An 18,820-nucleotide genomic window follows, 5' to 3' on the forward strand; every position below is an offset into this window, starting at 1 on the left:
CTGTTGATATAGAGAGTTGTCAAAAATTTATGGGCTACTCACATAACCCATAAAATAGAAGGAGGTGAACAGCTTCCTTTCTCGATTTCTACAATCTTAAATACGGCGGCACAACCAAAAATAAAAGATAAGGAAGTGAAAACTCCTTTCTTATAAATCTCACTGTGCCGCCTAATACATAACTAAGATCGCTTCGGCGGTCTTTTTTTGTTTTACAAAACAAATGTTGCGTTAGCGGGGTGGTGTCACATGTGAAGAAATACGAACAAGCTTTTGAGGATTATCAAAAAGGGCTGAAATATCGAGAGATTGCCGAGAAATATAATGTATCAATCAGCACAGTAAAAACTTGGAAGTCTCGACATTGGTCTAAAGAAAAGGTTGCAACCAAGGATGCAACTATTCCAAACAATAAAGGAGCTCCAGAAAGCAATAAGAATGCTGTTACACATGGGTTGTTTGCTAATTGGCTGCCGGAAGAAACCTTAGAGATCATGAACGAGGTTGCAACTTCTAAACCAGAGGATATCCTTTGGAATAATATTATGATTCAATACACAGCGATCATCAGGGCACAAAAAATTATGTATGTTTATGATGGCGATCTTTCGAAAGAAGTATCTAAATGGTCTTCAAGCGAAAGCGGTAGTTCGGAAGAATATGCTATTCAATACGCTTGGGATAAACAAGCGAACTTTATGAACGCTCAATCGCGTGCTATGAGTACGCTGGCTAACCTTATTAAACAGTTCGTAGCAATTGCCGACGAACAAGATGAGCGACGTAAGAAACTCGAATTAATGAATACTCAAGTCGATTTAGCGAAAGCCCAATTGAAACAGTTAGATGATGATTACGATCCGTCAGAAGAACAAACCGTGATTGTTGATGATATCCCATTAATCGAAAGCGAGGTTGATTCAAATGGCGATACAAGCCAAGAAGAAGCCTCAGATTAAACTTACTAGAATGATTAATCCTCATTTTTATAAGATGTGGCACACAAAACGCCCTTATATCTTAATGAAGGGCGGACGTGGTTCTTTTAAATCATCAGTTATCAGTTTAAAGCTAGCGACTGAGATGAAAAAGCACACGCAAGCAAAGCATAAGGTCAATGTAGTATGCATGATGAGCCAGCACAAGTATTTACGTGATGCGGTTTATCTTCAAATCAAATGGGCTTTGAATATGCTGGGCGTTGCAAATGAGTTCAGATATCGAATGTCACCGTTGACTATTATTCATAAGAGGACTGGATCGGCGTTTTACTTCTATGGCGTCGATGATCCTTTGAAGCTTAAATCTAATGCGATAGGAGATATTATCTCATTGTGGTATGAAGAAGCTGCTAATTTTCAGAGCAGTGAAGTATTTGACCAAACCAACGCTACATTTATCCGTCAGCGCTCTAAGTATGTGGACCAAGTAAAAGTTTACTATTCATGGAACCCACCAAAGAATCCATACGATTGGGTTAATGAATGGGTAGAAAAATCTAAAGAACTCGATGATCACTTAGTAGACCATTCAACTTACTTAGATGATGAATTAGGTTTTACTGATCTGCAGCAACTTAAACTAATAGAGACTTACCGCAAGAATGACGAAGACTATTACAAGTGGCTGTATCTTGGTGAAGTAATCGGCTTAGGCACGCATATCTACAACATGGATCATTTCCATCGGCTAGATAAGATGCCGGATGATGATTATATTACTCAAATAGGTTTTTCAATTGATAGTGGGCATCAGATATCAGCTACAACATGTGGTTGCTATGCTATTACAAGGAAAAAGAACGTTATTCTTCTAGATACTTATTACTATTCGCCTGAAGGCAAAGTAAATAAGAAAGCACCGGATGAATTGGCAAGAGATATCCATAATTTTGTTGAGAAATGTCAGTCCGACTACAATAAATTTGCTTATAAACTTACTATAGATTCGGCAGAAGGAGCTTTAAAAAACCAGTATTATAAAGACTACGGCACAAGTCTACATGCGGTAGCGAAAGCTAAAAAAGTGGATATGATCGATTATGTTCAAAACTTACTTGCACAAGGTAGGTTTTTTTATTTGGACACAGAAGCCAATAAAATATTCATCAAAGAGCATCGTGATTATCGTTGGGATGAAGACACGTTGCAGTCCGATGATCCAAAAGTAATTAAAGTAGGCGACCACACGTGTGACCAATTCCAATATTTTGTTAAGGATAATTTAAACGACCTAGATTTGAAATGGTAGGTGAGAACATGGGAGTAATCCAAACGATTAAAAATATATTCAAGAGAGGAGTTGATGGCGTGAACATGAGTTTTGCTGGCAAAGATATCGCTAAGGTGACTGATCACCCGAAAATCGGCATTGATTCAAGGGAATACGATCGCATTGCGGAAAACTTTAAGTATTACGCAAATTTGTTTCCTGACGTAGAGTATCGAACGTCGTTCGGACATACTCAAAAGCGTGAATTTAAATCTTTAAACGTTACAAAAACAGCTTCGAGACGTCTGGCGAGCATTATTTTTAATGAAAAATGCAAGGTAACTTTGAATGATATAGATGAACAAAAAGAGACATCTAAAGAACTTCAAACTGCAATAGATTTTTTAGATCAAACACTTTACGAAAATAATTTTTACAACTTATTTGAGCTTAACCTTGAAAAGGGGATCGCTGCAGGCGGATTTGCCATGCGTCCATATATCGATGGAGATAAAATTAAAATCTCATGGATTCGAGCTGATCAATTCTATCCCTTGCGCTCAAATACGAATGAAGTAAGCGAGTGCGCAATTGCTACTAAGTTAGTTCGAACTGAAGGCGACACTAATTATTATTATACGTTACTTGAGTTTCACGAGTGGCAGAATGATAAATACGTGATCAGCAATGAGCTTTATAAATCCGACAATGATAGCATCGTTGGAAAGCAGGTGCCGTTAGCAATAATTTATCCTGATTTAGCTGAAACAGTTACGCTAGATGGCCTAAAACGCCCGTTGTTTGCCTATTTTAGAACACCAGGTGCTAACAACAAATCGTTGGAAAGTCCTTTAGGTGCTGGGATTGTAGATAATTCGAAGGAAATTCTCGATACGATCAACACAACCCATGACCAGTTTGCTTGGGAAATACAACTAGGACAGCGAAGGGTAGTTGTTCCTGCGGAATTTCTTAAGACAGATGAATCACATCCACCTATGTTTGATACGGATCAGAACGTGTTCGCTGGTGTATATGGCGCTGAAAATATTGGCGTAAAAGACATCACGACGCCGATTAGAACAATTCAATATAAAGATGCTATTAGCCACCTTATTAAGGAGTTCGAAGTTCAAGTTGGTTTATCGGTTGGATCAATGAATTATGCAGATGACGGCATTAAAACGGCCACTGAGATCGTTTCGAACAATTCTATGACTTATCAAACACGCTCAAGCTATTTAACGATGGTTGAAAAAGTAATCAACGAAATGATCCACTCTATTTTTGAGCTTGCAGGATATAAAGAGTTATTTGAAAGCGGAAGTCCTCTATTTTCAATAAATTATGATAGTTATTCGGTTTCGGTCAGTTTCGAAGATGGACTTTTTGTAGATCGTAATCAGCAACTAGAAAATGATTTGAAGGCGGTAACTGCTGGCGTGATGCCGAGAAAGCAATTCCTTATCCGCAATTACAACTTGAATGAAGAAGAGCTAGCGGAGTGGATGGAAGACCTCAAAAATGACGCCCCTGAAGCTGGAACAGATGAGCGACGCAGACAAGACGCTTTATTTGATTTGGGTGATTGATCATGATTACACCAGATAAAATGAATGATTCAGCTACTTCAATTGTAAACGTCTATTCGGAGCTTGAGGATCGTATCTTCAACATAATTATCAAAGCATTGAAGCAATCTCGATTCGAGAAGGTTGATAAAGAGGACGTATTGCTTTGGCAGGCTAAGCAACTATCGAAAATGGGCGTACTTAACGATAAGGTAATCGAATTGTTAGCTCAGTACACCGGCGAGACTCAAAAGGCTATTGAGCAACTGATCAAAGGTAATGGCGTGAAGATAGTCGATGAAGTTGACCGTGAATTAGAAAGAATGGTCCATAGGAGCGTACCGGTTTCAGATGATATCAGTAAGATACTGGATTCGTTTATTCGACAGACCTTTACCGACATGAACAACAACGTTAACCAAACACTAATCACTACTAATTTCAACGAGAATGCGGTTATGCGAGCTTATCAAGCAATTATTAAGCAATCTACCCTAGAATCCATGACGGGGCTTAAAACGCACGAGCAAGCCGTTAGAGATAACGTGTATAAGATGGTTGATATGGGTATTAAATCGGGGTTTGTCGATAGGGCAGGTCGCGAGTGGTCAATGGAAGCTTATTCTAGGATGGTTGTTCAGTCGTCTTCACATCGAACGTTCAACGACCTACGTTTACAGCGTATGGAGGACTTTGAATGCGTTACTGCATTAATGAGTAGTCATCCATCTGCTAGAAAAGCGTGTGCGACAATTCAAGGTGACTGGGTATTAGTTGTTCCAAAGAGTAAAGCGCCGAATGAATTCAAACATTTACCCTCAATCTATGATCACGGCTACGGGGACCCGGATGGAACGCAAGGAATTGGTTGCAAACATATTCTTTATCCCGGGCGACCGGATGTGAATACAAACAATCAGCCACAATATAATCCAGAGGAAGCGCAAGAAAATGCTGAAATACAACAAAAACAGCGTAAGCTTGAGCGTGATATTCGCTATCAGAAGAAACGTATGAATGCGGCGTTAGAATTGGAAGATCCTGAAACTGTTCAGATGTGTAAGCAAGTGATTTCTAACAAGCAGAAACAATTAAGAGAACTTATTAATGACAATGAGTTCTTGGTCCGTGATTACAGTAGAGAACAGGTTTATTCAGACTGAAAGGATTTATGTCTTTTAAAAAATTGACTATCGAACAAATAGGAAGTGAATCTAGTGTCATTCGAAGCATACAGAGATGATGAAGGGTATCTAACCGTTATTGAAAAAAAACGTTTGCCGAGCGGGATGACTGTTCAAATTGAATTTGAAATGTCTGATTTAAGCAATGTCTGTGTAGCAAATGTTTTCTTGAATGTTTATAAGAAACGAAAACAAATCTCAAGCAATACACTCCATCAGACCGGAAAGGACGGAGTAGATCCGTTTATCTGGGCGTTGAAGAAGATACGTGATTTTGAAGCTTATGCTAGTGAATACTTAACAAATCCGTTACCTGCCTACATTCAAGTTTGTTGGGATGATAATAGGCGCGGACGCATTTACAAACGCTTTTTACTTCGTGAAGGTTTTGAATTAAAGGATTTTGGAGAAGGAACTATGTTGTACAAGCAAATAAAACTTGCAGATTGAGGTGATCCATAATCTCGCTGGCCAGCGATAAGGCTTTTTATTTTGCCCTGAATACGGCGTTAAACTGTTCAATCCATCGAGGGCGTAGCCTCGTTAAACAACGAAAGGATGAATGAAATGAAACGAGAAGAATTAAAAGAATTGGGTTTAACAGACGAACAGATTGGATCAGTAATGGCTTTACACGGCGTAACTGTAAACGAACTGAACAGCAAGGTGTCTACCGCGGAACAGCAAGCGACTCAGTATCAAGAACAGTTAGACAAAAATCAAAGTGAGCTTGATGACTTTAAAGCAAAGTCTAAAGGTAACGAAGATTTAGAGCAGCAAGTGACTGATTTACAAACGCGTCTTGACCAAAACAAAACCGATTCTGAACAACAGATTGCAGATATTAAGAAATCATCAGCAATCGACTTAGCTCTAACTCAAGCTGGAGCTAAAAACATTAAGGCTGCTAAAGCCTTATTAGATGGCGAGTCACTGGAACTAGCAGAGGATGGATTAAAAGGATTAGATGACCAACTGGCCGCGCTTAAAGAAAGCGACGGTTATTTATTTGGCAAATCTGAACAGGTTCCACTTAATCCCGACGGCAAGAAGGCTACCTTTTCTGGGAATGCTAGTTCTGCGCAAAACGTTGAAGAAGATGCTTTCGCTAAAGCATTAGGAATTATGCCAAACAAAAATTAAATTCGGAGGGAATAAAATATGACAATTAATTACATTACAAAAGACAATGGGATTTTCGATCAGAAGATCACTCAAGGATTGTTAACGACGATCTTAGGTGTTCCGCAAGTAGAATTAGTAAACGGTGGTAAATCATTTACATTGACTACTATTTCAACTTCTGGTTTAAAAAACCACACACGCAACAAAGGATTTAACAGTGGTACTTATGGAAATGACAAAAAAGTTTATACAATGGGACAAGATCGTGACGTTGAATTTTACATTGATAAACAAGACGTTGACGAAACAAATCAAGATTTGGCAGTAGCTAACATCTCAAATGTATTTATTACAGAACACGTTCAACCTGAAATTGATGCTTATCGTTTCTCTACGTTAGCAACTGGGGCAGGCAAGACTAAGGAAGAAACAATTACTGATAAAAATGCTTATTCTGCAATTAAAGCTGCTATTTTACCAGTGCGTAAATTCGGCCCGCAAAACCTAGTAGCGTTTGTATCAACAACGGTAATGGATGCACTAGAACGATCTACTGAGTTCACTCGCAGCATTACCAATCAAAACGTTGGACAGACTGCTTTAGAATCCCGTGTTACTTCTCTTGACGGTGTGTTGCTAGTCGAAGTTTGGGACGATACTCGTTTTAAAACGAAATACAATTTTTCAGATGGATACGTTGCTACCTCTGATGCAAAAGACGTCAATATCTTAGTTGTCGCTAAACAAGCAGTTATCCCAATCGTCAAAGAAAATACTGTCTTCTTATTTGCACCGGGCGAACATTCACAAGGGGATGGCTACTTGTACCAAAATCGTTTGTATCATGACTGCTTTATTAAAGAAAAACAAAAAGACGGCGTATCTGTCTCTTTAGTCCCAAAAGGGTAGACCCATCTGGCGTAACCTTAAATAAAACAAAACCAACGCTTGCGGTGGGCGCCACAGAAACATTATCTGCTACTGTAGCGCCAGTTGATGCAACGGACAAATCAGTTAAATACAGTTCAAGCGATGAGGCAACCGCAACAGTAACACCTGTTCAAGGGAAAGTGACTGCTGTGAAAGCGGGTGCTGCAACAATCACAGCGACAACCACAAATGGAAAAACAGCTACTTGTGAAATCACAGTAAATGCACCAAGCGAAGGATAGTTTAGTAGCTATCCTTTTTTAATTGAAAGGAGGCAGTTATGAGCTATCTTACGCATGAGGAATATCTAAAATCAGGATTCAACAAAGTATCAGTTTCGGAGTTTGATGACTTAGAAAAATGTGCTGCGCGTCAACTTAATCGAGTGACAGGCGATTTTTATATGAGACATTCTTTAGCTGATGACACATTCAAATATCGAGTGGATAAGTTCAAAATCGCAATGGCTGTCCAAATTGAATATTTGAAGTCAGTTGGAGTTACATCATTATCAGAGATTTTAAGTGCTTCTCCTGCCAGTGTTAGTGTCGGTCGTATGCGTATTGAATCAGGAAATACTAATGCAGCAACAGTTGGCAGAACGATGGTTGCAACAGAGGCTTATAACGAATTGATCTATACAGGTTTGCTTTATAAAGGAGTTGACTATCGATGATTCCTTTAATGCCAAAAGAACTTTGTAACCAGTCAATTACTTTGAGGTTGCTAGATGGTCATGACAAATGGCAAAAACCTGTCTTTTCTGAACCAATCACGATTAATCACATGATTTTTCAACCTCAAACAGTTTACAGCGGAAGTAACAACAATCGGCAAGTGGTAGCAAACGCTATCGCTTTTTTATTTGGGGGCGTATCGGATCCAATGCCAACAATAACTAAGAAACATGTTGGTTCAGAGATTGATTTTGAGGGTGAGACTTACACTATCACAACAATCGTTGATAACCGCAATCCTTACAGCAATGAAGTTTATTCATATGAGCTGGAGGTGCTGTAATGCTACATGTGAAAGTTGAGAAAAACGGTGTCGATCGCAAGTTATCTGTGATGAATATCAATTCAGCGCTGTACTACATGACTGCTCAAATGCATCCAGACATGAACTTATATGCGCCAAAACGTCATGGGCATTTAAGAGACAAATCATTTGTGAGTAAGAACCGAATCACGTATGCAGTGCCGTATGCACAAGCGCAGTTTAGAGGGTTTGTTAATGGGAGTAGAGTCAGAAACTACACCACTCCCGGTACTAGCAGACGTTGGGATCTTAGAGCAAAAGCGAATCACATGGATGATTGGCGTAGAGCGTTTATCAAAGGGGGGAACTTGTAGTGGATTTATGGGAACGATTATCTGATTCGATAGATTCTATTCAAGGTCTCCCAATGCCGTGCTCAATGGGTTTCTTAAACGGCGAAGATACGCTTTGCGTCTATTCAATGCCGGGCAGTCGTACAGTCGAAGAATACTTTAACGGCACGAAAGAACGAGAAATGCTCTATGAAGTCGGATTTAACACGAAAGACCAAGAAAAAGCCAATCAAACGCTTTGGCTCATATCAAATCATTTGGACGAACTCTCAACTCTGAAATCAGAAGATGGGAGCTTCGTCTTTTTAGGTATCGAAATAAGTGAGACTCCTTTTGTTAGCGAACAGGACGTGCAAGGGAACTCAACTTATCTATTAGGCATCAAAATTACCATTCATCAATTCAAAAATTAGGAGGAAATTTAAATGGCAGAAAATAGTAAAGAATTTTTACTAAACTTTAAAAACAAATTGGAAATCGACACTTCAGGAAGTACAGATTTAGATAAAATCTCATCAGCTGAGTTCGCACCATTAGCAGCAGGGATCACAACTATCACTCCAGCAGCAGCAGATACTATTGACGCTTCTGCTTACTACGATGGTGGAGGATTCACTGACTCTACTGTAACTGGTAAAAACATCACATTCGCATGTGCTGGCCATCGTGTATTTGGAGATGCTGCACAAGATTATATCGCTACTAAGTTTATATCAATTGGTGATGAATTACGCACATTGGCTCAATGGACGGATGCCAAAGGCAACAAAGTTCAAGCGGTCGTTACACTGACGGCTATCGTACCTTTTGGTGGCGCAGCTAATGCTAAGCAAACGTTCAGCTTCACAATGGCATTCAACGGCAAGCCTAAATCGGAAACAGTGGGAAAGTAATTAGCCCTGCCAGTGTAGCGTTGAATAAAACGACAACTTCACTTGCGGTTGGGGCAAACGAAACCTTAACAGCTACCATTACACCATCAACGGCAACTGATAAAACTGTTGCTTGGAAATCTAGCGATATAGCAGTAGCCACTGTTGATACAGCTGGTAAAGTATTAGCTGTTAAAGAGGGCAAAGCAGATATTACAGCAACAACAACTACTGCAAGCAAAACTGCTAAATGCACAGTAACCGTTACAGCTGTATAAAAAAGATTGAGAATGTTATAACCAGAGGCTGTGAAGCCTCTGGTTATTAGGAGGAAAACGAATGGCTATTAACAATATTATCAATTTAGATGAAAAGTTATCACTAACTAAACGATTACGAATTGCGGGTCAAGACTACGATGTCATTATTTCAGATGAGGTCGATCAAGCATTAGCTAACTATACAAACATTGAAGTATCTGTCCAACTGCGAGACATGGCTTCTAAGTTAGAGAAAATGGACGATACAGAAACAGCTACAGCAGATCAGTATAAATCATTTACTCAAAATGAAATTGAATCAATGCGAGATAGCGCCTTAGCTACGTTAGATGCAGTTTTAGGTGAAGGAGAAGGCAGACGTGTTTATGAATTTTATGGTTCAAGCACAAAAGTTCTGAACACAGTTATCGGATTGATTCAAGCAGAACTGGATAAGGTAATGGTCGAACGAAAGAAAACAGCTGATAAACATTACAGTAACCGCCACAAAAATGATAAAAAGAAGTGATCTGATTGTTTGATTTAATTGATGATTTAGAGACAAGCATCTTGATTGATGATATTGAAATACCAATCGATCTTTCTTTTGACACCGTTCTGAAATTCTATGAGTTGTTAGAAGATAACAACCTCAAAGCTTTTGAAAAGATATATAAAGCCTTTGACCTCTTTTATTTTGGTGACGATATCCTTGCTAAACGATTTAGTTTTGATCAAAAAAGTAAATTTGTTGAAGATATCAGCAATTACATTCAAAAAAATGCTTATGGCAATTCTGAAAGCGATGGATCATTCGAGACTGACGGGCAACCAGAAAAACTATATTCGTACTCACAAGATGCTGGTGCAATCTATGCGTCTTTTTTTGCGGATTATGGAATCGATTTGCTGACTCAAAGAGGAAAGATGCACTACTTAACGTTCAAAGCGTTACTGGCTGGATTGAGTGAGAAAACACACTTTCAACGCATCTTATCTATTCGCTCAAGAAGTGTTGCTGGATTAGAAGGAGAATCACTGACAAATCTTTTGGAGTTGCAACAGTATTATGCTTTGGAGTCCGAAAAAACTGTGGATAACTTAGATAATCAATTAGGCAGCATGTTCGATATGTTAGCTGCTCAAGCACAATCAAATAAATAAGGAGAGGAGGTACATACATGGGAGCAGATGCAACGATTAACATTGATGTCATGCTGGCTAATTTACCTAAATTCAAGAACGATGTTTCTTTTGTGGATGATGTTTTGACTAAGCTAGGTATGAATACTGGATCAAAGATTGACGACTCGTTCAAAAGTGAGACAGCAAAAATTGAAACAATTGCTAAATCCATGAAAAATGATGTTGATCAAACTCTTGATAAACCAGTTAAGTTCACTATTAAGGCCGATAATTCAGATGCGGAAAGGGATGTCAAAGAAACCAAAGCGTTCTTGAAGGATATCCCCAAAAGCAAGATTACAGAATTAAAAGCTGATAACGATGGCGCTAGCTTAAAGATCAAAGCAACTAAAGAAGGTATTAGTGAAATACCTAAACAAAAAGAAACTATTTTGAATGCTGATGCCACTCAAGCAAAGTCTGAAACAAAAGAACTTGGGGAAACTGCTGAACGAACAGAATCGAAGTATATGAGCTTAAAGGACAAGCTTTCTATTGGTGCAATTGCTGGAGTTGCTTCAAGTGCAATTCAAGTAATCACTGGTAGTTTTAGTGAATTAATTGGTGAATCTGTAGAAGCTTCTGACTCAATCGATAAATTTAAATCCACTATGAAACTAGGTGGATTTGGTGAAAAAGAGATCAACGAAGCGACTAAAATTGTACAAAAATATGCAGATGATACTGTATATGACCTTTCTACGGTTTCTAACACAACTGCTCAATTAGCGGCAAACGGTATTAAAAATTATACCGAATTAACTAAAGCAGCAGGTAACTTGAATGCTCAAGCTGGCGGGAGTGCTGAGACTTTCAAGGCAGTAGCAATGATGCTTACCCAAACAGCTGGGGCAGGGAAACTTACTACTGAAAACTGGAATCAGTTGGCAGATGCAATACCTGGTGCATCAGGCGTGTTACAAAAAGCGATGGTCGATAACGGTGCATACACAGGCAATTTCCGTGATGCAATGGAAAAAGGCGAGATTTCTGCTGATGAGTTTAACCAAGCGATTACTAAACTAGGAATGAACGATGGCGCAATTCAAGCCGCTAAAACAACTACAACTTTTGAAGGCGCAATTGGAAATTTACAAGCGAATATCGTTGGCGGAATTAATGATATTATTAAGCATTTAGGTAAAGATAAGCTTACAGGTATAATCAACGGCGCATCTGATTCTGTTGTCGGGTTATTCCAACATGTTTCTGACGTCTTTTCTTATCTGGACAAAAACAAGTCGACGATTGGAAATATCACAGGGAACGTTAAAGATTTAGCCGGTGCATTGATTTCTGGCGCTTGGGAGCAAGGAAAGGATATTCTCCTTGCCGTCGCAGATATGTTCGGTTTGATCGATGATAATACAAAGAAAATCAAAGATCCTCTCAAACAGGTGGATAAAATCATTGAAAACCTAGCCGACAATAAAGATAAAGTTGAATTACTGGGTAAAGCACTTGTGACTATGTTCGCAGTGAAAAAAGGTTTTGAATTCATTTCGATGATCAATCAAGCTCGTAAATCTCTACTTGAATTTACTGCAGTCGAAAAAGCAACCAGTTTTTTAAGCGGAGGATTTGGAAACACTGCTAAAGCAGGAGTAACACAAACAGTTACGGAGACGGCAGCTACTGTAGCGCCTGCCGCTGTTGGTGGAGCAGGCGTTGCAGCGAAATTAGGATCTTTAGTGACAGGACTGGCTAAGTTAACGCCGGTTATAAGCGTGCTAGCAAGTGTACCAGAGCTTTTCAAAAAAGGATCTACAGGAGAAAAAACTGGAGGATTTTTAGGCGGTATCGGCGGCGGTCTTGGTGGTGCTAAATTAGGCGCGGCGATCGGTACGATGATAGCGCCAGGAATTGGTACCGCAATAGGTACCGTATTAGGCGGCGCTGCAGGACAGTTTGCCGGATCGAAATTTGGTAGTGGCTTTGTTGGCAGCTTGCAAGAATCTCTGAATGGAAAACCGTTGAAGCCTAAAGTAAAAAAAACCAAGGCTAAAATCGAAATTGAAATCGATGAGAAAAAAATAAATAAAAAAATCGCTCCAGAAATCAAAAAGCTAAATAAAGCACTTCTTGTCGACATGGGTATTGACCCTAAAAGCACTAAGAAAGCAAAAAAAGAATCCGATAAACTTTTTGAAGAAATGGGCAAAGACATCGATGGTTACTACAAAAAGAAGCAAAAACAATCTAAAAAAGATTTAGATTTGCTTGTTAAGCAAGGCGTTATGACAAGGGAAGAAGCGGATAAACTTCTCAAGAAAGAACAAAAAAATAACGATGCTTCCAAGAAAAGTAAAAAAGATGCGCTCATAAAAATGCAGACGACCGTCAACGAATACTACAAAAAGGTAGAAGGCATTCAGAATGATTCCAGCAAAAGTGAAAAGCAAAAAAATAAAGAACTTAATAAATTACGTAAACAGTTCGTCAAGGATTATGTTGCTGATCAATTTGCCATGAATGGGAAAGCTGTCGAAGCAATCGAAAGCGGAGCAAAAGAACAAGAAGATTTGCTTAAACAACTTCGCAAGAAAAAAGGTAAGCTAAGTGCTAAAGATTTAGAGGCGACGCAAGAAGAGGCAGATAAACTTTACGAAGCATCTGTCAAACCAGCAAAAAAGACTCGTGATGATGTTATTAATGCGGCTGACAAAAAGTACAAAGAGACTGTTAAAGCAGCTAAACGTCAACGTGATGAAACAGGTACTCTTTCTCAAGAACAGTACGAAAAAGTTGTCAAAGAAGCTAGAAAGCAACGCGACGATACTCATACTGCTGCAAAAAATCAATACAAAGAAGTAACTGCTAAAGCAAAAGAACAGCACGATAAAGTCAGCGACGAGATTACAAAGCAAAAAACAGCTGTAGTTAAATTAGCGAATGATCAGGCTCGAGAACATATTGGAGCATCACAAAATGAGACCGGCACAGTACAAGGTTCTTGGAAAGGATTACAAACCAACCTTAAATCCATTGTGAATGGCATTGTGGATGGTATTAACGGGTTGTTAAATGGATTGCATAAAGGATGGGGAAAAATTCCCAAATGGGGTGCTCACGCAAAAGGTACAAGCGGTCTAACAGAAGATGAAATTGCGCTAGTTGGTGAAGAAGGATTTGAATTAGCTCACCATCCCGCTAAAGGTATTTTTGCAGTTGGTTCTCAAGGCCCTGAAATCCGACCTTTACAGGCCGGAACATCGATTCTCCCACACGAAGCCTCTAAACAGTTCTTATCTATGACTAGAGGATTGCCAGCCCATGCAAATGGTGTTTGGGGAACGATCAACAACATAGCGGATTGGGTCAAAGAGAAGGCTGAAAATGTTGAAGACTTTGTCTTTGATGGAGCCGACAAACTTTACAACACTGTCACGGATAAGCTTGGTATATCCAAGTTTTTGGACTCATTAGGAGACTCAGCAGAATTCAAGGTTGCTAAAGGTGGCTTGAATACGGTTAAGGACAACGTAATCAAATATGCTCAATCGTTATTCGATAAGTATCAAGAAGAATTTGGAAGTTCCGGTAGTTTTGACGGTGCAATGAATGCAAATGGCGTTTATGATTACTTAGTTAAGGTAGCTCAAAAAGTTATCGGGAAATTCGGCAATGGATTTTATGTATCATCAGGATATCGAGCAGGAGACCAATACCATCATGGACAACATCAAGCTATTGATATCGCGATTCCTGGAGCTATACTAAGTCCTCTTTACACAAAAGCAGCTAACTATGCATTCGAAAAATTTCCTAAAGAAGTTGGCTATGTAATCACTAACGGAATGGTTCGGGACCGCATGGGATACACGCACGGAGGTACTTCTGGTAAATGGGTTCCTTGGGGATCAACTGATCATGACAACCATGTCCATATTTCTGGACGGATGGGGTCAGGTGATATATATCATGGCAATTCGAATTCTGGAGGAACAAACGTAAAACCAACCGGTGGTCATCAAAATTGGATGAAACAGGCCGGATTCAGTCCGTCTGAATATGCGGCAATTGATTATATTGTTAATCATGAATCGAGCTGGAACCCACAAGCTGTAAACCCAGGAAGCGGCGCGTATGGTTTACCCCAATCTTTGCCAGCAAGTAAGTTAGCTTCCGCTGGTTCAGATTGGCGCACAAATCCAATCACGCAGTTGAAATGGATGCGAAACTATGTAAATGAACGATACGGTGGTGCAAATGGAGCATTGAATTTCTGGCGAGCTAATCATTGGTATGCTAATGGCGGTGAAGTTGATAGACCAACTCTCGCATGGATCGGTGAAGATCCTAATTATGCTAAGGAATTTATTATCAACCCTGCCAAGGACAGCGCTGATTTGTTGATTCAAAAGGCGATAGCAGCTAGAGAACAGTATAAGCCAACACCTTCTGCTCAAAACTATTCTTCAAACAATAACTCAACCGGTCGCTTTGTGACTCAAACTGATTTAAATCAGTTAATAAATAAGATTAACGAAAGACCAGTCAAAGTGAACAGTATTTTGGATGGAAAACAAGTTGGACATTCAGTTGATCAAACGAATGCGGGAACTTTAAAACGTAAGCTATATACGGCAAGGAGGGCTTAGATGGTAAAAACAGATGTCTTATTAAGATTTAGCGATTGTGATTACTGTTTGACGAATGATCATGATATTAAAGTTGCTTCAATTGTCATTGGAATGCCAGTCCCCAAAAATGAATTCACATCATTTCAAGGATCCATCGGTCAAAGATTAGTTAATCATTCATTTGATTCATTTCCAATCATGCTTGATTTTGATTTAAAGGTCAGGACTTTAGACGATCTCGTTTTAAGAGAAACCGAGTTGAGAGAATTGTTTTCTCGAGAAGCTGAGTACTATTTCATCTATTCGAAAGAGCCGGGAAAACGTTATCCGGTGTCTTTAGACAGTATATCGGTTACAAGAAAAGCGTTTTTCATGTCTCATTTCACTGTATCTTTTAATGTGTTTAAAGGATACGCTGAATCGATTACCTCAACGCTATCTGATTTCAGTCTGAATAATGAATGGCAATTCAGTCAGGGACTTGTAGATGACGATTACAAATATACTCATGAAACTAGTCGTTTTACTATCTATAACGCTGGAAGTTTTCCTGTAGATCCTAGAGAAGTGTATTTAAAAATAACTTTACAAGGTGAGTCGCTGGGCAATGCGACGATTTTTAATAGGACGACAGGCGAACGTTTTATTTACTATCCGGAATTTTCTACAAATTTAGGTCAAACAGTCACTTTAGATCGTGTATACCCGAAACTAAACGGTGTTAGTCGGGGCATTGATACAAATCACGGATTAATCACCCTAGTCGAGGGGATCAACGAAATAGAAATTCAAAATGTAGCTAACGTTAAATCTTTTTGGGATTTTCGTTATTTATACAAGTAGGTGATATCATGACTGATTTGTTAGTTAGAAATTTAGAAGAGAGTAAAGAAGAAATCCTTGTCGATTATGATAAGGATTCTTTTGTTGAATCTTGGCAAGAAAATGAAACTTGGGAAGTCAGTTTCACTGTATGTAAATCTGACTTAAATAGCATGACGTTCGATTTAATCGATTACGAAAACTTTGTTATTTGGAACGGTCAGTGTTTCGTGATTAAACAAATGGCAAGCTATGCTTCAGGAGAACAGGTTTATAAAGATGTAACAGCAACGCATATTTATTACACGATTCAGGATTGTTGGCAATACAATGTTTTGACAGGTACAAAAACTATTAAACAATTGCTGACACATATTTTTAGCAGTGGTAATAATGGTTTTTTTTGGGAAGTTATCGATGTAGATAATACTTTTTTATCGGTGGAACAAGAGAACTTCGGCAACGGGAACTATCTAGATCTAATAAATGAGGTGCTGACTGACTATGGTGCAATCGTTATTCCGGACAACAAATACTTGCGCTTCTATCCTAAAGGAGCATATGGAAAAGTTACCGAGCAGCAAATCAGATACAAATACAATACTGATGATGTGAAGTTTGATATCGATACATTCGCATTGAAAACTCAAATTCGGGGATCTGGTAAAAAAGACGACAATGATAAATATTTATTTAGTCCAATAACTTACACGTCACCAGAAGCAGATAAATGGGGAATTCGTATTCAAGATCCAATTGAAGACGAAAGATACACGATTGCATCTAATATGACTGCTCGTTTGAAGCAAGAACTACACGATTATCCTGACATTTCAGGAACCGTAACAATAAAATGGGCAACATCCGTGAATAAAGGTGATAAGGTCCCGTTCATTTATGAGCCTTTGAATATCAACACAACTATTGAAGTAGTGGGTATGACAACTTATCCAGCGTTGCCAAACAAACCGCCTGAAATCACGCTATCAAATACGAAGAAAACAATGACATCTATACTAGCGAATCTCGCTAAGAAAGGAGTGATTTGATGGAATTACTCAAACTTATTAAGAATCGTATCTCTTCAGAGTGGAAAAAAACGTTTAACGACAATGTTGATATTCTAAATCGCAATGCTCATGATCAAGATCAAAAACTAGATACTACGAACAGTCGAATCGACAACCTCGTTTTGCATAGTGGTAGTGAGTCCCCGAATGAAGTAGTAGATGCGCGCGTCAACAATAAAGCAGTTACGTTTTCTACGCTAGCAGCACGCTTGCTCGATACTGAAAATACACATGATTCAGATGTTGAACAACTAGGATTAACTCAAGCGAATCAGCAACTGCAGCTCGAACAACTGAATAATGGCATTGGCAAATTGATGGGGACGTATGGAGCAACGTTAGATTTATACGTTTCCGCTACTAATGGAGACGATAAAAATGGGAATGGTAGTGAGGAAAAGCCGTTCAAGACGATTCAGATGGCGGTGAATATGATTCCCTTGATTTCCACAGCAGCGAACACTATATGGATTGATGAAGGTGTTTACTTAGAAGATGTGTCAATAAGTAGAATGATCTCAGACATCACTATTAAAGCTATAAAAGATCCCGGTGATGTTGACCGTTCTGTGACAGATTTATCTGTGAAGGTGAGAAGTATCGCTTTTTATGCATGTAGTGGATATTACTTAGTTCAAAACATTCAAATTGTCGATTCTGCCAACGCGCCAGTTTTTAATGACAAAAAATATGGTTTTCTAATTGATCAAGGAGGTTATCTTTCAATGGGGGGGTATAAAGCAATTGAAGACACGAAATCCTTTAATTTCAATTTGGTCTATGTTGGCGGTGGTAGCACTTGCCACATGTGGGGGGCTGATTATGTCGCTAATCAAAAAATTGTTTTAAGAAGCGAAAAACTAGCAAATACAATGGTAAGCGGTTCGCGTGGTAAAGATAATGAAACAGGCTTTCTGGCTCAGATTGGTGGAATAATCTCTCATAATGTTACTTCAACTACTTATGCAAAAAATCTTAGTGTTACAGGTGGTCCAGGTTTAATTATTACTAAGGGGACGGTGATGTAATTGTTTAAAACAAAGCAAGAGATCATCGTTATTCAAGCGGAAGCCACTGATCCGATAACAACTGGAGTCGTTTTCTGGTCGCATGATAAAGGCACTGCGAAAATGCTTTTTCAACTGCAAAAGGATTATGTTAATCAAACGTTGTCCGAAGGAACAATTGTTCCAATTTGCTTAGATTTTGTTGGCGGCCGCCACATTTATCATGCGATAATCGAAGATGCGATAAACGGAATTGTGTCGATTGTTTTAGAAGACAATATTTTAGGCTATGTCGGGCGTGTCACTGGTTCAATTTATATTGAATTGCCTGATTCACGCTCATTAGATACCGCTGGACGTTTTACCTTTGACATCAAGCGAAGCCCGATTGATTTGAACACGCCTGAATTAGAGGATTATTACTGGCAAGGTTTCGGAGAGATCATGGAGCAATATCACGAGTCAATTGCTGAAATTAAATCAGAAGCAAAAGCGTTGCTTGATAGTCTAACTGCAGACGTTACTACAGCTAAAACTAAAGTCACACAGCTAGAACAAAGTATTACAACTGCTAACACGAATTTGAATGCTCGTATCGATGAAATCAATAAAAAGATTGATGACAATGATGTATTCACGAAAGCTGAAAGTTCCGCAAACGTGATC

The 18,820-nt window shown here is 39.0% G+C and carries 21 protein-coding genes; all 21 read left to right on the top strand.

Annotation, left to right across the window (positions count from 1 at the left end):
* Positions 1 to 251: 251 nt before the first annotated feature.
* Positions 252 to 959: a phage terminase small subunit gene (terS, locus tag RV00_RS15055; RefSeq protein ID WP_071863379.1), complete on the top strand. Its 708-nt coding sequence runs from the start codon at positions 252 to 254 to the stop codon at positions 957 to 959.
* The gene (locus RV00_RS15060) at positions 925 to 2,250 is read left to right on the top strand and encodes a PBSX family phage terminase large subunit (RefSeq protein ID WP_071863380.1); all 1,326 of its coding nucleotides are present in this window, start codon (positions 925 to 927) and stop codon (positions 2,248 to 2,250) included. The genes terS and RV00_RS15060 overlap by 35 nt, the downstream gene beginning before the upstream one ends.
* Positions 2,244 to 3,803 carry a phage portal protein gene (locus RV00_RS15065; protein WP_071863381.1) on the top strand — a complete coding sequence of 520 codons (1,560 nt, stop codon included), beginning with the start codon at positions 2,244 to 2,246 and terminating at the stop codon, positions 3,801 to 3,803. Before RV00_RS15060 ends, RV00_RS15065 begins: the two co-directional genes overlap by 7 nt.
* A 2-nt stretch (positions 3,804 to 3,805) precedes the next feature.
* Positions 3,806 to 4,945, top strand: coding sequence for a phage minor capsid protein (locus RV00_RS15070; RefSeq protein WP_071863382.1), 1,140 nt, complete (start codon positions 3,806 to 3,808; stop codon positions 4,943 to 4,945).
* Positions 4,946 to 4,999: 54 nt separating this feature from the next.
* Entirely contained in the window at positions 5,000 to 5,416 is a 417-nt protein-coding gene (locus tag RV00_RS15075; RefSeq protein WP_071863383.1) for a hypothetical protein, read from the top strand.
* A gap of 117 nt (positions 5,417 to 5,533) precedes the next feature.
* Complete coding sequence (locus tag RV00_RS15080) at positions 5,534 to 6,109, top strand: phage scaffolding protein (protein WP_071863384.1); 576 nt, start codon at positions 5,534 to 5,536, stop codon at positions 6,107 to 6,109.
* Positions 6,110 to 6,127: 18 nt separating this feature from the next.
* Complete coding sequence (locus RV00_RS15085; RefSeq protein WP_071863385.1) at positions 6,128 to 7,000, top strand: hypothetical protein; 873 nt, start codon at positions 6,128 to 6,130, stop codon at positions 6,998 to 7,000.
* A 44-nt stretch (positions 7,001 to 7,044) separates the two neighbouring features.
* Positions 7,045 to 7,263 carry an Ig-like domain-containing protein gene (locus tag RV00_RS15090; RefSeq protein WP_071863386.1) on the top strand — a complete coding sequence of 73 codons (219 nt, stop codon included), beginning with the start codon at positions 7,045 to 7,047 and terminating at the stop codon, positions 7,261 to 7,263.
* Between the two features lie 38 nt (positions 7,264 to 7,301).
* Complete coding sequence (locus RV00_RS15095; RefSeq protein ID WP_071863387.1) at positions 7,302 to 7,697, top strand: hypothetical protein; 396 nt, start codon at positions 7,302 to 7,304, stop codon at positions 7,695 to 7,697.
* Positions 7,694 to 8,041: a putative minor capsid protein gene (locus tag RV00_RS15100; protein WP_071863388.1), complete on the top strand. Its 348-nt coding sequence runs from the start codon at positions 7,694 to 7,696 to the stop codon at positions 8,039 to 8,041. Before RV00_RS15095 ends, RV00_RS15100 begins: the two co-directional genes overlap by 4 nt.
* Complete coding sequence (locus tag RV00_RS15105; protein ID WP_071863389.1) at positions 8,041 to 8,376, top strand: minor capsid protein; 336 nt, start codon at positions 8,041 to 8,043, stop codon at positions 8,374 to 8,376. The genes RV00_RS15100 and RV00_RS15105 overlap by 1 nt, the downstream gene beginning before the upstream one ends.
* Complete coding sequence (locus tag RV00_RS15110; RefSeq protein ID WP_071863390.1) at positions 8,376 to 8,768, top strand: phage tail terminator protein; 393 nt, start codon at positions 8,376 to 8,378, stop codon at positions 8,766 to 8,768. Before RV00_RS15105 ends, RV00_RS15110 begins: the two co-directional genes overlap by 1 nt.
* Positions 8,769 to 8,780: 12 nt before the next feature.
* Positions 8,781 to 9,248, top strand: a complete 468-nt coding sequence (locus RV00_RS15115; RefSeq protein WP_071863391.1) for a phage tail tube protein — start codon at positions 8,781 to 8,783, stop codon at positions 9,246 to 9,248.
* A 20-nt stretch (positions 9,249 to 9,268) separates the two neighbouring features.
* The gene (locus RV00_RS15120) at positions 9,269 to 9,505 is read left to right on the top strand and encodes an Ig-like domain-containing protein (RefSeq protein ID WP_211272402.1); all 237 of its coding nucleotides are present in this window, start codon (positions 9,269 to 9,271) and stop codon (positions 9,503 to 9,505) included.
* 61 nt (positions 9,506 to 9,566) lie between these two features.
* A complete protein-coding gene (locus tag RV00_RS15125; RefSeq protein WP_071863393.1) occupies positions 9,567 to 10,016 on the top strand; it encodes a hypothetical protein in 450 nt (149 codons plus the stop codon).
* Positions 10,017 to 10,021: 5 nt separating this feature from the next.
* Entirely contained in the window at positions 10,022 to 10,651 is a 630-nt protein-coding gene (locus RV00_RS15130; protein WP_071863394.1) for a Gp15 family bacteriophage protein, read from the top strand.
* Between the two features lie 17 nt (positions 10,652 to 10,668).
* The gene (locus RV00_RS15135; RefSeq protein WP_071863395.1) at positions 10,669 to 15,273 is read left to right on the top strand and encodes an aggregation-promoting factor C-terminal-like domain-containing protein; all 4,605 of its coding nucleotides are present in this window, start codon (positions 10,669 to 10,671) and stop codon (positions 15,271 to 15,273) included.
* Entirely contained in the window at positions 15,274 to 16,098 is an 825-nt protein-coding gene (locus RV00_RS15140; protein ID WP_071863396.1) for a phage tail family protein, read from the top strand.
* A gap of 8 nt (positions 16,099 to 16,106) precedes the next feature.
* Positions 16,107 to 17,126: a phage tail protein gene (locus tag RV00_RS15145; RefSeq protein ID WP_071863397.1), complete on the top strand. Its 1,020-nt coding sequence runs from the start codon at positions 16,107 to 16,109 to the stop codon at positions 17,124 to 17,126.
* Complete coding sequence (locus RV00_RS15150; RefSeq protein ID WP_071863398.1) at positions 17,126 to 18,175, top strand: hypothetical protein; 1,050 nt, start codon at positions 17,126 to 17,128, stop codon at positions 18,173 to 18,175. Before RV00_RS15145 ends, RV00_RS15150 begins: the two co-directional genes overlap by 1 nt.
* On the top strand, positions 18,176 to 18,820 hold a 645-nt coding region (locus RV00_RS15155; RefSeq protein WP_249024114.1), incomplete at its 3' end, for a BppU family phage baseplate upper protein.

Origin of the sequence: Enterococcus devriesei (assembly GCF_001885905.1) — a bacterium.
GTDB lineage: Bacteria > Bacillota > Bacilli > Lactobacillales > Enterococcaceae > Enterococcus_A > Enterococcus_A devriesei.

What these genes read in the sequence shown, in the direction of transcription:
- RV00_RS15060 (WP_071863380.1), top strand. Translation starts at nt 925, where the DNA reads ATGGCGATACAAGCCAAGAAGAAGCCTCAGATTAAACTTACTAGAATG.
- RV00_RS15065 (WP_071863381.1), top strand. Translation starts at nt 2,244, where the DNA reads ATGGTAGGTGAGAACATGGGAGTAATCCAAACGATTAAAAATATATTC.
- RV00_RS15070 (WP_071863382.1), top strand. Translation starts at nt 3,806, where the DNA reads ATGATTACACCAGATAAAATGAATGATTCAGCTACTTCAATTGTAAAC.
- RV00_RS15080 (WP_071863384.1), top strand. Translation starts at nt 5,534, where the DNA reads ATGAAACGAGAAGAATTAAAAGAATTGGGTTTAACAGACGAACAGATT.
- RV00_RS15085 (WP_071863385.1), top strand. Translation starts at nt 6,128, where the DNA reads ATGACAATTAATTACATTACAAAAGACAATGGGATTTTCGATCAGAAG.
- RV00_RS15095 (WP_071863387.1), top strand. Translation starts at nt 7,302, where the DNA reads ATGAGCTATCTTACGCATGAGGAATATCTAAAATCAGGATTCAACAAA.
- RV00_RS15100 (WP_071863388.1), top strand. Translation starts at nt 7,694, where the DNA reads ATGATTCCTTTAATGCCAAAAGAACTTTGTAACCAGTCAATTACTTTG.
- RV00_RS15105 (WP_071863389.1), top strand. Translation starts at nt 8,041, where the DNA reads ATGCTACATGTGAAAGTTGAGAAAAACGGTGTCGATCGCAAGTTATCT.
- RV00_RS15115 (WP_071863391.1), top strand. Translation starts at nt 8,781, where the DNA reads ATGGCAGAAAATAGTAAAGAATTTTTACTAAACTTTAAAAACAAATTG.
- RV00_RS15125 (WP_071863393.1), top strand. Translation starts at nt 9,567, where the DNA reads ATGGCTATTAACAATATTATCAATTTAGATGAAAAGTTATCACTAACT.
- RV00_RS15135 (WP_071863395.1), top strand. Translation starts at nt 10,669, where the DNA reads ATGGGAGCAGATGCAACGATTAACATTGATGTCATGCTGGCTAATTTA.
- RV00_RS15140 (WP_071863396.1), top strand. Translation starts at nt 15,274, where the DNA reads ATGGTAAAAACAGATGTCTTATTAAGATTTAGCGATTGTGATTACTGT.
- RV00_RS15145 (WP_071863397.1), top strand. Translation starts at nt 16,107, where the DNA reads ATGACTGATTTGTTAGTTAGAAATTTAGAAGAGAGTAAAGAAGAAATC.
- RV00_RS15150 (WP_071863398.1), top strand. Translation starts at nt 17,126, where the DNA reads ATGGAATTACTCAAACTTATTAAGAATCGTATCTCTTCAGAGTGGAAA.